This window comes from Pseudomonas reinekei, from assembly GCF_001945365.1.
In the GTDB taxonomy this organism is placed as follows: Bacteria; Pseudomonadota; Gammaproteobacteria; order Pseudomonadales; family Pseudomonadaceae; genus Aquipseudomonas; species Aquipseudomonas reinekei.
The window spans coordinates 219,970-234,371 of sequence record NZ_MSTQ01000008.1; the positions used below are offsets into that span (position 1 = coordinate 219,970).

At 59.5% G+C, this 14,402-nt stretch carries 12 protein-coding genes; 10 read left to right on the forward strand and 2 right to left on the reverse strand.

Translation table 11 applies throughout. The features are described 5' to 3' along the window. The first annotated feature begins 17 nt into the window (after positions 1–17). The 7 genes from BVK86_RS15755 (at position 18) to BVK86_RS15785 (ending at position 8,022) form a co-directional block, all read left to right on the forward strand. Entirely contained in the window at positions 18–353 is a 336-nt protein-coding gene (locus BVK86_RS15755; RefSeq protein ID WP_075947337.1) for a YceK/YidQ family lipoprotein, read from the forward strand. 155 nt (positions 354–508) lie between these two features. Beyond that, positions 509–2,266, forward strand: a complete 1,758-nt coding sequence (locus BVK86_RS15760) for a carbamoyltransferase family protein (RefSeq protein ID WP_075947298.1) — start codon at positions 509–511, stop codon at positions 2,264–2,266. Next, complete coding sequence (locus tag BVK86_RS15765; RefSeq protein WP_075947299.1) at positions 2,250–3,380, forward strand: glycosyltransferase; 1,131 nt, start codon at positions 2,250–2,252, stop codon at positions 3,378–3,380. Before BVK86_RS15760 ends, BVK86_RS15765 begins: the two co-directional genes overlap by 17 nt. Then, the gene (locus tag BVK86_RS15770; RefSeq protein ID WP_075947300.1) at positions 3,380–4,276 is read left to right on the forward strand and encodes an antimicrobial resistance protein Mig-14; all 897 of its coding nucleotides are present in this window, start codon (positions 3,380–3,382) and stop codon (positions 4,274–4,276) included. The genes BVK86_RS15765 and BVK86_RS15770 overlap by 1 nt, the downstream gene beginning before the upstream one ends. Before the next feature lie 8 nt (positions 4,277–4,284). Beyond that, the gene (locus tag BVK86_RS15775; RefSeq protein WP_075947301.1) at positions 4,285–5,685 is read left to right on the forward strand and encodes a PIG-L deacetylase family protein; all 1,401 of its coding nucleotides are present in this window, start codon (positions 4,285–4,287) and stop codon (positions 5,683–5,685) included. A gap of 81 nt (positions 5,686–5,766) precedes the next feature. Then, entirely contained in the window at positions 5,767–6,723 is a 957-nt protein-coding gene (locus tag BVK86_RS15780; protein ID WP_075947302.1) for a glycosyltransferase family protein, read from the forward strand. Positions 6,724–6,927: 204 nt separating this feature from the next. Then, positions 6,928–8,022, forward strand: a complete 1,095-nt coding sequence (locus tag BVK86_RS15785; RefSeq protein WP_075947303.1) for a glycosyltransferase — start codon at positions 6,928–6,930, stop codon at positions 8,020–8,022. Here BVK86_RS15785 and BVK86_RS15790 read toward each other — a convergent pair. Then, on the reverse strand, positions 8,017–8,583 hold the full coding sequence (locus BVK86_RS15790) for a BUD32 family EKC/KEOPS complex subunit (RefSeq protein ID WP_231977956.1): 567 nt from the start codon (positions 8,581–8,583) through the stop codon (positions 8,017–8,019). The two genes, BVK86_RS15785 and BVK86_RS15790, sit on opposite strands and share 6 nt — an antisense overlap. Positions 8,584–8,731: 148 nt before the next feature. Between BVK86_RS15790 and BVK86_RS15795 the strand changes: the two genes are divergently transcribed. The 3 genes from BVK86_RS15795 (at position 8,732) to hldE (ending at position 13,346) form a co-directional block, all read left to right on the forward strand. Beyond that, entirely contained in the window at positions 8,732–9,904 is a 1,173-nt protein-coding gene (locus tag BVK86_RS15795; RefSeq protein WP_075947305.1) for an O-antigen ligase family protein, read from the forward strand. Between the two features lie 15 nt (positions 9,905–9,919). Beyond that, positions 9,920–11,725 carry a lipid A export permease/ATP-binding protein MsbA gene (gene msbA, locus BVK86_RS15800; protein ID WP_075947306.1) on the forward strand — a complete coding sequence of 602 codons (1,806 nt, stop codon included), beginning with the start codon at positions 9,920–9,922 and terminating at the stop codon, positions 11,723–11,725. A gap of 196 nt (positions 11,726–11,921) precedes the next feature. Continuing rightward, positions 11,922–13,346 carry a bifunctional D-glycero-beta-D-manno-heptose-7-phosphate kinase/D-glycero-beta-D-manno-heptose 1-phosphate adenylyltransferase HldE gene (gene hldE, locus BVK86_RS15805; RefSeq protein ID WP_075947307.1) on the forward strand — a complete coding sequence of 475 codons (1,425 nt, stop codon included), beginning with the start codon at positions 11,922–11,924 and terminating at the stop codon, positions 13,344–13,346. Positions 13,347–13,404: 58 nt separating this feature from the next. Here hldE and BVK86_RS15810 read toward each other — a convergent pair whose 3' ends face one another. After that, a complete protein-coding gene (locus BVK86_RS15810) occupies positions 13,405–14,370 on the reverse strand; it encodes a metal ABC transporter ATPase (RefSeq protein WP_075947308.1) in 966 nt (321 codons plus the stop codon). Positions 14,371–14,402 lie beyond the last annotated feature (32 nt).

Consider the following 14,402-nt stretch of genomic DNA (forward strand, 5'->3'; position numbering starts at 1 on the left):
ATCATGGAGGGCAGATTTTGATGATAAAAATGGCAGCTGCATCAGGCGTGATTTCGCTGGCCCTGGCGGGGTGCGGGACCGTCTCGACGGTACTTCAGGATGACGCCGACGCCGCTCAAGGGCTGCGAAAGCAAAAAACCTATTGCCAGTCCATCCCGCGAGTCTATAGCGGCCTGGCTTATGATTTTTGCATCTTGAACGCACCACCCGATCCCACCGGAATCCTCGTACCGCTCGTTCTGCTGGACCTGACCCTGTCTTGCGCACTGGATACCGTTGCCTTGCCCTACACGATTTACCGGCAGGGTATGGACGGCAATATCCAGATCTACTGGCGACCGCCGCGAGGTTGAATAGGGGTCGAAAGAGCTTGCCGCTTGCCGCTAGAGGCTTGCCGCTGCTTTTACGCTATAATCCCGCCCTTTAGCTGTCTCTCGCCCCTTGCGAGGGCACATAAATTTTTTGAGGCGCATCGCGCCTGCACGCAGACTAAAGAGGCTAGACCCCTGTGGCATTGACGATTCTTGGCCTGTCCGGCGCCCTTAGCCATGATCCTTCCGCAGCCCTGTACATCGACGGCAAGCTGGTCGCGGCGGCTGAAGAAGAGCGCTTCGTGCGCGATAAACATGCAAAGAACCGCATGCCTTATGAATCGGCGAAGTTCTGCCTGGAACAGGCCGGCATCAAACCTTCCGACGTTGACGTGGTGGCGATTCCATTCGCACCGATCAGCCTGTTCGGCAAGGCCCGCTGGCACTACGCCAAACGTTACTGGTACGCCCCGGACCGCGCCCTCGACGCGATCCTGATGGGCAACCGCCGCTACAAGCGCTATCGCAACAAGATTGTCTGGTGCCTCGAGCAACTGGGTTTCGATCCGAAGAAAATCAAGATCGAGCCGGTCGAGCACCACTTGGCTCACGCCTCCAGCGCCTACCACTGCTCCGGTTTCAAAGAGAAAACCGCGATTCTGGGCATCGACGGCAAGGGCGAGTACGCCACGACCTTCTTCGGTTACGGCGAAAACGGCAAGATCCACAAGATCAAGGAATTCTTCGATCCTGACTCCCTCGGCGGTCTGTATGGTGCGATCACTGAGTTCCTCGGTTTCGAAATGCTCGACGGCGAGTTCAAGGTTATGGGCATGGCGCCTTACGGCGACGCCAGCAAATACGATTTCTCGCGCCTGGCCTCGTTCGAGAACGGCGAACTGGTGATCAACACCGATTACGCCAACGTCATCGGCCTGCGCCGCTATAAAGAGAAGGGCAAGGGGTTCTACTTCTCGCCGAAGCTGATCGAGTGGCTGGGTCCGAAGCGCGAAGGCGACATCGCTGATGAACCGTACATCCACTATGCCGCGAGCATGCAGGCGCTGTTCGAGAAACTGGCGCTGCAGATGATCGACCACTACCTGGGCGACGTGCTCAAGGAAACCGGCAAGCTGGCCTTCGCCGGTGGCTGTGCGTTGAACGTCAAGCTGAACCAGAAAATCATCGCCCGGGACGACATTAAAGAGCTGTTCGTCCAGCCTGCATCCGGCGACGCCGGCACCGCCGTTGGCGCCGCGGCCTATGTGTCCCACGCCCGTGGCGTGCCGGTCGAGAAGATGGAACACGTCTACCTCGGCCCGTCTTACAGCAATGAAGACGTGATCGCCGCGTGCGCCCGTCACGAGAACAAGCCGACCTGGCGCAAGCTCGACAACATGCCGGAGCAGATCGCCAAAATCATGGTCGATGGCAACCCGGTGGCCTGGTTCCAGGGCCGTATGGAGTTCGGTCCGCGTGCACTGGGTGGTCGTTCGATCATCGGTTGCCCGAGCGTGCCGGGCGTGGCGGATCGCATCAACCACCAGATCAAGTTCCGCGAGCGCTGGAGGCCTTTCTGCCCGTCGATGCTCGACACCGTCGCGCCACAGATGATCAAGATCGATCACCCGGCGCCGTTCATGACTTTCACCTTCGAAGTGGCTGAAGAGTGGAAAACCCGCGTGCCGGAAGTCGTCCACGAAGACGGCACCTCCCGCGCCCAGGTGCTCAAGCGCGAATACAACCCGCGCTACTACGACATGATGAAGGCGCTGGAAGTACTGACCGGCAACGGTGTGTCGCTGAACACCTCGCTAAACCGTCGTGGTGAGCCGATGATCTGTTCGCCGACGGACGCCTTGAACATGTTCTTCGGTTCCGATCTACAGTATCTGATCATGGAAGACATCCTGGTGGTCAAAGAGGGCGCGAACGCATATGACACGCTCGGCTGAACGCCATGTGTTGCAGTTCTGCCACGGCTATGACGGGCCGTTTCTGGACTGCGCCCGGCAGTACGCCAGCCTGTTCGCGGGGACCGGTTATCGGGTGACCACGGTGTTTCTCACCGGGGTCGCCGACGCCGAAGTCGCCGCGGGATGCGCCTCCGACGAAGTGTTGTTCATGGAATACAGCTCCAAGGCCATTCGTGGCCTGAAGCTGGGTGCCATCGGCGATCTGCGCAAGATCGCCGCTTCGCGCAATTTCAGTTTCTGCATCGCCCACCGCTTCAAACCCATCTACATCGCCTTGCTGGGCACTTCGTTGCCGGTGATTGGCGTGCACCACGCGTTTGACGATTACAAACGCGGCACTCGCAAGCTGTTCGCTCATATCTTCCGCAAACGCCTGAGTCTGATCGGGGTTTCCGACGCCGTGCGCGATGACATGCGACGTTGCCTGCCGAAGTGGCCGGCGGCGCGAATCCAGACACTTTATAATCGCATCGATGTGCCAGCCTTGCAGGCCAGCCAGGTGTCGGCGCGCGAGGCGCGGGAGATTCTGGGGCTGTCGACGGATACCTGGATTGTCGGCAATGTCGGGCGGTTGCACCCGGACAAGGATCAGGCCACGTTGCTTGATGGCTTCGCCGCGGCGCTGTCGGGCTTGCCCGCCAACAGTCAACTGGTGATTCTTGGCAGCGGTCGACTGGAAGAGGACCTCAAGGCGCAGGCGCGCGAATTGGGGATCGGCGATCGCGTGCTGTTCCTCGGTCAGGTACCCGAGGCCCGACGTTATTTTCGTGCCTTCGACGTCTTTGCCTTGAGTTCCGACCATGAACCCTTCGGCATGGTGCTGCTCGAAGCGATGGCTGCTGGTGTACCCTTGCTCGCCACGGCATGTGGCGGGGCCAGGGAAGTGGTCGAGGGCGTAGGTATTTTGTTCCCGTTGGGCGATGCCGAACATCTGGCGCAAGGGCTGCAACACTTGGCGGCAATGGATGATCAGCAGCGTCATCAGTGCGCCGAGCTGATGCTGGACCGCCTGCGTGAGCGCTTCTCCGACCGCGCGGTGCAGGATGCTTTCTGGCATTTGCCACACGTTATCGAACTGGCACCGAGGGGCTGATGCTCAACAGATTTCAAGGCTGGCGCGAACGTGGCTGGTCGGTAGCCGATGCCTCTATATACGCCGAGGCCTGGCAGCGTTACGGCGGCAGTGTCGCGACCCATCCGATGGTGGTTGAGCGACTGGCACAGTTGGCCGAAATTCCGGTGCGTTACCTGGCCTGGGAACATGACGGCGAAGTCAAGGCCGCGATCCCGACCTGGGGACGCGATCTCGCCCTGTCCAAGGATGTGCTCAAGCGCAACGGCAAAAAAGGCCTGTTCGACCTTGGCAATGCCGAAATCATCCTGCCGGCCGCCGCCGATGCCCAAACACCTTTGCGTCATCGCGGGCGCTACCTGTCGGCCCTGAACGAAAGCCGTTTCACGGGCATCAAGCTGCAGGCCGAACAGCTGGCGATGGCCCGCACGCCTGAAGAGTTGTCGAAAAAGTTTCGCTATAACCAGCGCCGTGAACTCCGCTTGCTGGAAGAGGCGGGTGGTGTGGTTCGACCGGTTTCGGCGTTTTCCAGCGGCGAACTGGCCGCCATGTACTGCGACCTGTTCCAGCGCCGCTGGGGCTTTCCAGCGACCGGTGCCGAGCGCATGGCTGAGGTCATCGAGCTGTTGCGTGAGTTGCTGATCGGCTCGGTGATTTTCCTCAACGATGCGCCGATTGCCATCCAACTGGTGTACCGCGTCGTGGCGCCCCAGTGGATCAGCGTCGAGTACATCAATGGCGGCGTCGACCCTGAAACCCGGGCGTTCAGCCCTGGCAGCGTGTTGAGCTTCCTCAACACCCAAAGTGCCTGGGAACACGCCAGGGCGCTGGACAAGCCCTTGCGCTTTTCCTTTGGCCGCGCCGACCGGGAATACAAGGATCGCTGGTGCAACCCCGTGCCGGTCTTCACCGTATGAGCCAACCCATGAGCCGCAAACAACAACTGCTCAAGCGCCACCGGCGCAACAAGCGCATCGGCTTGCTGGTCGCGCTGGTGGTGTTGGTTGTTCTGGGCCTGCTGGTGGCTTGGTGGCTGCCACTGGTGCTCGCGGTCCTGGGCTGGATTGCCCATGAGGCCTGGTTCGCCGACCATTTGTTCTATTCGCCCAAAGACGATTACCAATACAGCTTCCCGCCGTACACGCCTCAACCGAAGGTGCACTTGAACGGCGAACGCCTGCGGCTGGACGATGGCGTCATGCTGGTCGAAGACGCGACGCTGGTGTTGGCATTGCGGGTCAAAAGTACCTGGCTGGGGCGTTTCCTTGATCCGGTGGTCGAGTTGGCTGGCGGTGACAACCCCGACCGACAGACCTTCGAACGCGGCGTGAACGGCTTGCGTTACCTCAACCTCAGTGGTCAGGCGCAGGTGCTGTCCAAAGGCGAGCTGCGCCTGCGCGGTCGCTTCTGCCGCCTGCTGGGCGAACCGGTGCTGTGGGCGTTTGAACACCCGGATTACAGTCGTCAACGGGTGATGGTCATCGCGCCCCACGCCGACGACGCGGAACTGGCCGCCTTCGGTCTGTACAGCCGCGCCAGCGAAAGCTGGATCGTGACCCTGACCGCAGGGGAGATCGAAGCCGAGCATTATCAGCAGATGGGCCTGGAAAAAGTCGAAGCCTCGCGGCTCAAAGGACGTTTGCGTGCCTGGGACAGTGTTGCAGTGCCGCGCTGGGCCGGGGTGCCCGAAACTCAGTGCGTGCAATTAGGTTATTTCTGCCTGCAACTGGCGGCCATGCAGGCCTCGCCGGCTCAGCCGGTGGGTTCGCGTGAAGCGGAATTGAGCGACACCCGGTTGTTCCGCCAGTTGAACCCGTTCGCCTTGCCTGGGGATGTGGATGGCGCACCGACCTGGAACAATCTGCTGGCCGACCTGCGAGAGTTGCTGCTGCGGGCTCAACCGGAAGTGATCGTGCTGCCGCATCCAGCCCTCGATCCGCACCCGGATCATATCTGCGCTTACGCTGCGGTTTTCGACGTCTTGAAGGGGCTCGACTGGCAGCCGACTCTGCTGGGTTACGCCAACCATCTGCATGACAACGATCGCTGGCCCATGGGTGATACCGGTGCCGGAATGTCCCTTCCACCAGTGTTTGATCCTGCCTCGTTGCTGCATCCCTATTGTCTTCTGCTCACTCAGGCGCAACAGCGCGATAAGGCCATGGCACTGGGAATGATGCATGACTTGCAGCCCCGCGCCCCTTTCAAGCGCCGGTTGCGCCGGATGTTGCAGCGGTTGCTGGCCGGGCGTTGCGGCTCGCCCTACGGTGAGAACGAATTTTTTCGCAAGGCTGTACGTCGCCATGAGCTGTTCTGGCATTTGTAAGGTTATGGGCCTGAGCTCTCCGAGTTACGAGCAGGGGGATGTCAGGTGTTGTTCAGTTTGCCTGTTGCGGCAAGGAAGACGATGAAAGTTCTATTTCTGGTGCAGAAAGATCAACGGGCTATCCTGGACCGTTTGTACGACGGCGTGGCTGACCATTGCGAGTGCGACCTGCGGTGGCTGAGCAGCGATGAGCAGCGCAACCTGCGGAGCTATTTTCGACGCGAGGTCGATGTAACGCAGTATGACCGGATCGTTTTTTTCCTGCGCTTCAAGCAGGAGATTCGCCAGGTCGGGTTTATTCGCACGATCCCCAATCTTGTGATTCTTGAGCACGACGCCTACCAGAACTACATTCCTTGCAAGTACACGGGAAAGTTCAGCGCACATTACCGCAGGCTGCCATGGGCGCGAGTCATCAGCTCTGGTTTCGTCGTCACCGAAAGGTTGCGCGGCGAAGGGTTCGATGCGGTGTTTGTGCCCAAGGGCTACGACCAGACGCAGCTGGAGGATCAGGGACGTGAGCGCGATATCGAACTGGCCTTCGTCGGCAGCACCAACAGTGTCGCCTACAGCGGACGCAAGGCCTTGCTTGATGAGTTGGCGGGCGTCGAACCCCTGATTGTCACCCGTACGAAATCCGGTGAGGAGTATCGCGATACCCTCAACCGCATCCGTTTTTTCGTCAGTGCCGATGTCGGTATGGGCGAATTCATGATCAAGAATTTCGAGGCCATGGCCTGTGGTTGTGTATTGCTGGCTTATGATCAGGGCGAGGCGGAAAGCCAGGCACTGGGTCTGCTGGATATGCATAACGTTGTGTTTTATCAGAACATCGCGCAACTTCAGCATAAGCTGGCGCTATTGCGCGACGACCCTGAACTGGCTCTACGTATCGCTCGAAATGGTCGAGAACTGGCGGTCAGTCAGTTCAGTTTTGCGCGTATCGGTCAGCGGATCGTCGAGGCGCTCGGCCCGGCATTGCGCGCTCGCGCGCCGTTGAGTCTGCTGGAAAAAGTCCGCCTGACATTAGGCATTTAATTATGCGTTGCCCGGCTATTGATATGGCTGGCGACCTCTACTTCTTGTTGGGGATCAGGTGCAATTTTCCATAGAAAACGACATCGTATCGGTACATCGAGCGTGCGTCCCTGTTGCCTGTTGCAGTAGTGAAGGAGTGACCGGTTCATCCGCTGAGCACCGCTCCGTTTGTCTGCAGAGTTCCCTGTCATGGCTTTTCACTCCATGAGCATTCTTAACGTGATGTGGGCCAGCGGAGCTCCATTCGCTTCGACACACAAGGTGCACCAACAGATCTTGTCCCAGGCCCCGGCTTCTGTACCGATTGAAACCTGGCTGCTTCAGGGACATGCCTCTGAATGTGGAGTCGAAGTCGGCAAGGTGCGGGAGTGGGGGCTGACCTCTGCCCGACTGAAAGGGCGCCATTTCTGGCGACTGACCAGGCCCTGGATGCGCTACAAGTTGCAGAGTGCACTCAAGACCAGCGACGTGCGCGTGCTGTTGCTTGATGGCTTGGGAGTGGCGCGCGCGCTGCTACCCAGTATCGAGGCATTGCCGCACCTGCGCGCGGTGCTGATCTTCCATGGTTCGACGCGTCTTAACGCCACGGATCGAGCACTTTTCCAGCGGTTCCCTGCTTCCCGGCTGACGGTGGTTGCGGTGTCGCAGACCCTCGCGACGTCGTTGAGCCAGGATTTGCAAAGGCCGGTCACGACGCTGCGCAGCGCTTTTGATCCTGTGGCTTTCCGTTCTGTACTGCTCACGCGCGAGCAGGCGCGTGCCCGTCTGGGCTTGCCTGTGGATAACACATCGGTGTTGGGTGCCGTGGGGCGGCTGGTTGGCGGAAAAGGTTTTGGCTGTCTGATCGATGCGTTCGCGGCGGCATTGCATGAACGGCCGGATCTGCACTTGGTGATTGTGGGCGAAGGTGCCGCTCGTGCGGAACTGGAAGCTCGAATCGATGCGTCAGGCCTGCGCGGTAAGATCTTGTTGCCAGGCCATGTGAACGATGTGGCGCAACTCTATCGAGCATTCGACTGGGTGGCAATGCCGTCGCTTAGCGAAGGTCTGGGATTGATCATGCAGGAAGCAGTAATGGCAGGTGTACCGGTAATCGCCAGTGAGCTGGATGTGTTTCGTGAGCAACTGGGCGATGCCGGCTGGTATGCACCCGTCGAGGATGTGGCTGCCTGGCGCGACGCCATTGTTCGGGCGTTCAGCGGTTGCGCTGAAGCGATCGCCGCAGATCAATATCGCGCACTTGCCCCGGACCAAGCCTGGCAGGAGTTCAGCCAGGCTTCCCGGACTTTGCTCTCATGAAGCCAGCAATGCCTGTTCGAGTGCTTCCATTGGAAAGCTGTCGTTCAGATTTTCCCGTGCAATATAGCGTGCGAAGTGTCGCAGGTTGCGTTTGACCAGATGGCGGGGCAACGGTGCACGCAGAAAGCGCATGTCCGACACATCTATGAGGCCCATGCGGTTATCGGGCGTGACCACGATATTGCCCAGGTGCAGTGAGCGGAAATAGATCCCCAGTTTATGGAGACTTTGTATCAGGCCCACCAGTTCCGGAAGGGCCTGCGGCCAGGTAAATCCTTCCTTGTTGGCGATCTGGCGCAGGGTCTCTCCTGGCAGAGGCTGGTAAAGCACCGCCGTCATACCCGGCGCTTGCAGTCGGTAGTACTGCAAGACGTGCAAGGTGGGTACGCCGAGCTTTTGCAATTCCACGGCGTTATTGATGAAGCGCTTGGAATAGGGGCGAAACATCGCAGAAGAAAAAATACGCTTGCGTCGGAACAGTTTCAGAATATTCCCATTCTGCAACAGGTAGACTTTCGGCCCAAAGCTATCGGCTTCCAGTACTCTGGCGCCTTCAATCATCTGATTTAGAGCGGCTTGTGAAAGCCGAGAACATTGCATCGTAGAAAGCCTTGTTGGAAGACGGGGCGTAGTGATGGGCAATGATGCCGAAAAGTTTCAGCTTTAACCATGCCGGGCCGGGTGGTTGATTTTTCTCAGGGGTAATTTGATGCAAGAAACACGCTGGGCGCAAGTATGGATGACAATAGGCCTGCTTTGGTTTTTGTTGGCTATTGCCGTTGCGCCTACCAACAAGATCTATCAACAAGGTTTGGTCGCATCGCTATGGCTGCCGGCACTATTGTTTACGTGGTCCGCGCGTGCCCGGCTCCGGGAATTGTTCTATAAGCAACGCTGGGTTTACCTGCCGATGCTCGGGCTTCTGATGTGGTCATTGATCAGTCTTGCCTGGACGAACGCTCCGGACCTCGCTCGTGAGGCCAAGCGTTTGCTCTACATCGTGGTGTTCCTGATGTTCTTCCCGATTTTTGCCAATGGCCGGCCTGATCGCGTTATCCGCATCATGCAGTGGGGTGGAATCGGATTGGCGGCGACGGCGTTGGCAGCAATCATCAAGTTTTATGGCGTCGATGGAAACGTATGGAGCGCGCGTCTGGAGGGGCTGGGTGAGCTGGCTCATCCGATTCTGGGGGGCTATGTCATTGGGCTGGCTGCGGTCTGGCTGGCTCTCTGGCCTCCTGGCACCAACAAACTTCAGGTGGTCTGGGTAGTTGCTTTGGGCCTGCTTTGCGCATTCGTGATGCTTAGCCAGAGCCGCGGGGCCGGGCTGGCGTTATTTTTCACCATACTTGCCATGCCGGTGTGGAGCAGTGACCGACGCAGTCGCATCATTGCAGCGGCAGCGTTTATCGTGGCAGTCCTGGCGATCTGGTGGTTTGAATCGTTCGTCGTGGCGCGCGGGGTGTCTTATCGTCCGCAGATCCTGATGGCCAGTTTGCAGATGATCAGTGAGCGCCCATGGCTTGGCCTTGGCCTTGGCGGTGACTACCAGGTTTTCGCTTCAGGTGAATACTTCAATCATACGCACAACTTGTTTACCCATGTGGCCATCGAACTGGGCCTGCCAGGGCTGCTGTTGTGGTGTTCGATCTGGCTTGCGGTGCTGTGCGCGGCCTGGAAGGCCCGGGAGACGCTTTATGCCAAGGGAGTCATAGGTATCTGGGTGTTCTCGACGTTGGCCATGCAATTCGACGCTGCCAGCCTGTCCGGGACACCGAGGCCCGAATGGTTTATAAGCTGGTTACCCGTAGGTTTGGCCAGTGTTCTGGTATGGGCACGGGCCAGTTCTGACGCCTGTGATAAAATTTCGCGTTCTACCTAATCAGTGAGCTCTACGATGAGTGATGCACCGCCTAACGCGGGACAGGATTCCAGCCTGAAAATCTACCTTCGGCTGTTGCGGTACGTGAAACCCTATATCGGCCTCTTCCTCCTGAGTATCGTGGGTTTCGTGATCTTTGCCTCCACGCAGCCGATGCTGGCCGGGATTCTCAAGTATTTCGTCGATGGCCTGAGCAACCCTGAAGCGGTGCTGTTCCCTACGGTTCCTTATCTGAAGGATTTGCAGCTGCTGATGGCCGTGCCGTTGTTGATCATCCTGATCGCGGCGTGGCAAGGCCTCGGTTCGTTTCTGGGTAACTTTTACCTGGCGAGGGTATCACTCGGGCTGGTCCATGACTTGCGTGTCGAGCTGTTCAACAAGCTGCTGGTACTGCCCAACCGCTACTTCGATACGCACAACTCCGGGCACCTGATTTCGCGCATCACCTTCAACGTGACCATGGTCACCGGTGCGGCCACCGATGCCATCAAAGTGGTGATTCGTGAAGGCCTGACGGTGGTGTTCCTGTTCGGTTACCTGCTGTGGATGAACTGGAAACTGACCCTGGTGATGCTGGCGATCCTGCCGCTGATCGCAATCATGGTCAGCAGCACCAGCAAGAAATTCCGCAAGCAGAGCAAGAAGATCCAGGTGGCCATGGGCGATGTGACCCACGTGGCTTCCGAAACCATTCAGGGCTATCGCGTGGTGCGCAGCTTCGGCGGCGAGACCTATGAAGAGCGTCGCTTCGCCGCTGCCAGCCAGGGCAACACCGAAAAGCAATTGCGCATGACCAAGACCGGAGCGGTCTACACGCCGATGCTGCAGCTGGTGATCTACACCGCCATGGCCGTGTTGATGTTCCTGGTGCTGTTCCTGCGCGGTGATGCCACTGCCGGTGATCTGGTGGCCTACATTACCGCCGCCGGCCTGTTGCCAAAGCCGATTCGCCAGTTGTCGGAAGTCAGTTCGACCATTCAGAAAGGCGTCGCCGGTGCGGAAAGCATTTTCGAGCAATTGGACGTCGAACCTGAAGTCGACAACGGCACGGTCGAGCGCGATCGCGTCCAGGGTCATCTTGAGGTACGTAACCTCAGTTTCACTTATCCGGGGACTGAGCGTGAAGTGCTGAAAAACATCAGCTTCACGGCTGCGCCGGGGCAGATGATTGCACTGGTGGGCCGTTCCGGTAGCGGCAAGTCGACCCTGGCCAGCCTGATTCCGCGTTTCTATCATCACGACATCGGCGAAATTCTGCTCGATGACGTTGAGATCGAAGACTATCGCCTGCGCAACCTGCGCCGGCACGTGGCGCAGGTGACCCAGCATGTGACGCTGTTCAACGACAGCATCGCCAACAACATCGCTTATGGCGATCTGGCTGGCGCGCCTCGTGAAGACATTGAAAAGGCGGCCACCGACGCCTATGCGATGGACTTCATTTCGCAGATGCCCGAAGGCCTGGACACCCAGGTCGGGGAAAACGGTGTGTTGCTCTCCGGCGGTCAGCGTCAGCGTCTGGCGATTGCACGGGCACTGTTGAAAAACGCGCCATTGCTGATCCTCGACGAGGCCACCTCGGCCCTCGACACCGAGTCCGAGCGCCATATTCAGGCGGCTCTGGACCAGGTCATGAAGGGACGCACCACGCTGGTCATCGCTCACCGCCTGTCGACGATCGAAAAAGCCGACCTGATTCTGGTAATGGATCAGGGCGAGATCGTCGAGCGCGGCACCCACGCTCAATTGCTGGCGCAAAACGGTTATTACTCACGCCTGCATGCGATGGGGCTGGACGCGCCGGCCGAAGACATTGCCTGAAACCCTCTCGTGCGGGCGCTGACGCAGGCTGCAATCTTTTGACTTGGTTTTTAAAGAAGGTCAAGAGATCGCAGCCTCGTTGTTCTCGACAGCTCTAGTCGTCTTTCGCGAACTTATCCGTTGCAGCCGTCGCACAAGCCGGCGGCTACCCTGTGTTAATATCGCGCCCCTGTTCATTTTGTATGTGGGTTGCTCCATGAAGTTGTCCATGCCGCGATTCGATCAAGCCCCTGTCTTGGTGGTCGGCGATGTCATGCTCGACCGTTACTGGCATGGTGGTACCTCACGGATTTCCCCTGAGGCGCCAGTACCGGTAGTCAAGGTTGATCACATCGAGGACCGCCCGGGCGGTGCCGCCAACGTTGCGTTGAACATTGCCGCCCTTGGTGCGCCGGCCTCGTTGGTCGGGGTGACCGGTGACGATGAAGCCGCCGACAGCCTGGCCAATAGTCTCAAGGGTGCAGGCGTGCGGGCGCTGTTCCAGCGCATTGCGCACCAGCCGACCATCGTCAAGTTGCGGGTCATGAGTCGGCATCAGCAATTGCTGCGTATCGACTTCGAAGAACCGTTCGCCACCGACTCGCTGGCGTTGTCGGTGCAAGTCGACGAACTGCTCGAAGGCATCAAGGTGCTGGTCTTGTCTGACTACGGCAAAGGCGCCCTGAAAAACCACCAGGTGCTGATCCAGGCCGCACGTGCCCGTGGCATTCCGGTGCTAGCCGACCCCAAGGGCAAGGATTTTTCGATCTACCGTGGTGCGAGCCTGATCACGCCGAACCTCAGCGAGTTCGAAACCATCGTCGGTGGTTGCGCCGATGAGCATGAACTGGTGAGCAAGGGCGCGCAGTTGATGCACGAGCTCGACCTCGGCGCGTTGCTGGTGACCCGTGGCGAACACGGCATGACCCTGCTGCGTCCGGATCATCCGGCCTTGCACCTGCCGGCCCGCGCCCGTGAAGTATTCGACGTGACCGGTGCCGGTGATACGGTGATTTCTACCCTGGCGGCGGCAATTGCTGCTGGTGAGGAACTGCCGCATGCGGTGGGCCTGGCCAACCTGGCCGCAGGCATCGTGGTTGGCAAGCTGGGTACGGCGGCGATCAGTGCGCCGGAACTGCGTCGCGCCATCCAGCGTGAAGAAGGTTCGGAGCGTGGTGTGCTGGGCCTCGAGCAGTTGCTGCTGGCCGTCGATGACGCCCGTGCGCACAACGAGAAGATCGTGTTCACCAACGGTTGCTTCGACATTCTGCATGCCGGCCACGTGACTTATCTGGAACAGGCAAGGGCGCAAGGCGATCGTCTGATCGTTGCGGTCAATGACGATGCGTCGGTCAGCCGCCTGAAAGGGCCGGGTCGTCCGATCAACAGTGTCGACCGGCGCATGGCGGTACTGGCCGGTTTGGGCGCGGTGGACTGGGTGATCAGCTTCGCGGAAGGCACGCCGGAGAACCTGCTGCGCGAGGTCAAGCCGGACGTCCTGGTCAAGGGCGGGGATTACGGGATCGACCAAGTCGTCGGCGCGGACATCGTCACCGCCTACGGCGGCACCGTGAAAGTGCTGGGGCTGGTGGAAAACAGCTCCACGACCGCGATTGTCGAGAAGATCCGCAAGTCCGAGTGACGCGCGATCATTGTGGCGAGGGAGCAAGCTCCCTCGCCACAACAGCGTCCTGATCAGCCTATCGTGCAGCCTTGCGCGGCACGATCTTCTTCAGCAGTTGCTTGGCCTTCCCTCGCAACCGCGCCAGGCCGCTGTCTTTGTCCGGCGGGTTCAACCCTTGTTGCCTCACCCAATCCTTCCAGCGAATCCGCTCATCGCGCACCAGCCAGCCTTCCTGCCGGGCAAAGCTCTCGGCCAGAAACAGCCCTCGCGTGCTCGCCGGGTACAGCTGATCCTTCTTCAAGGTATACAGCTCGGCCATCGGGTGGCCGTCCTGTAACGGCATCAAATACAGGTCGGGACGTTTGCGATCCAGGCGCGCCACCAGTTGATCGCCTTCGAGCCGTTCGTCGACGTGGAACAGGCTCAGGGACTTGGCCTCTTTGGGCACTTCCAGGCGCAAGTCATAAATCAACTGCAACGAGGCCGTCGGCAAGTGCACATAGGCCCGTGGCCGTTCGATCAGCTGCAGGTTGGCGCAACGCACCGGCCGTGCCGAGCCGGACAGTGGCGACAGGCGAAACGGCAGGGCTTCGCGGTAATGCAGGGCGGACGCGTAGGGCGCTGGCAGCCAGGTGTCATTGAAGCGCCCGCCGAGCCAGCCTTCCGGGGTTTCCAGCAGGCATTCTTCGGCAATCTCCTGGATCGCCGTGTGCAGCGGCAGGTTCAGCTCGTGTGCCGGCACGTACCCGGAAATCAGCTTGAGCACCACGTCCCCGCGATCCTGCCGGCGTTGACGCACCAGTACCCAATAATCTCGATTCTGCCAATGCAGCGTCAGGCGCACCGACACTCCGAGATTGGCCAGTTCCAGGGAAAAACGCTCGGTGTCGGCGACGGTCACCGGGCGGCGGCGTTGCAAGGTCTGGGAAAAATTCAGCGGCCTCCCGACGCTCTGGTAACTCAGGCCTTCGGGAGTCGCTTCGACGAATAACGGCAGGGTCTTGAAGTTGCTCGGGTTCTTTCTTATGAGCGTACGCGGCATGTCGGCTCCTGCTTTAGGCCGCGTGGGGCGGC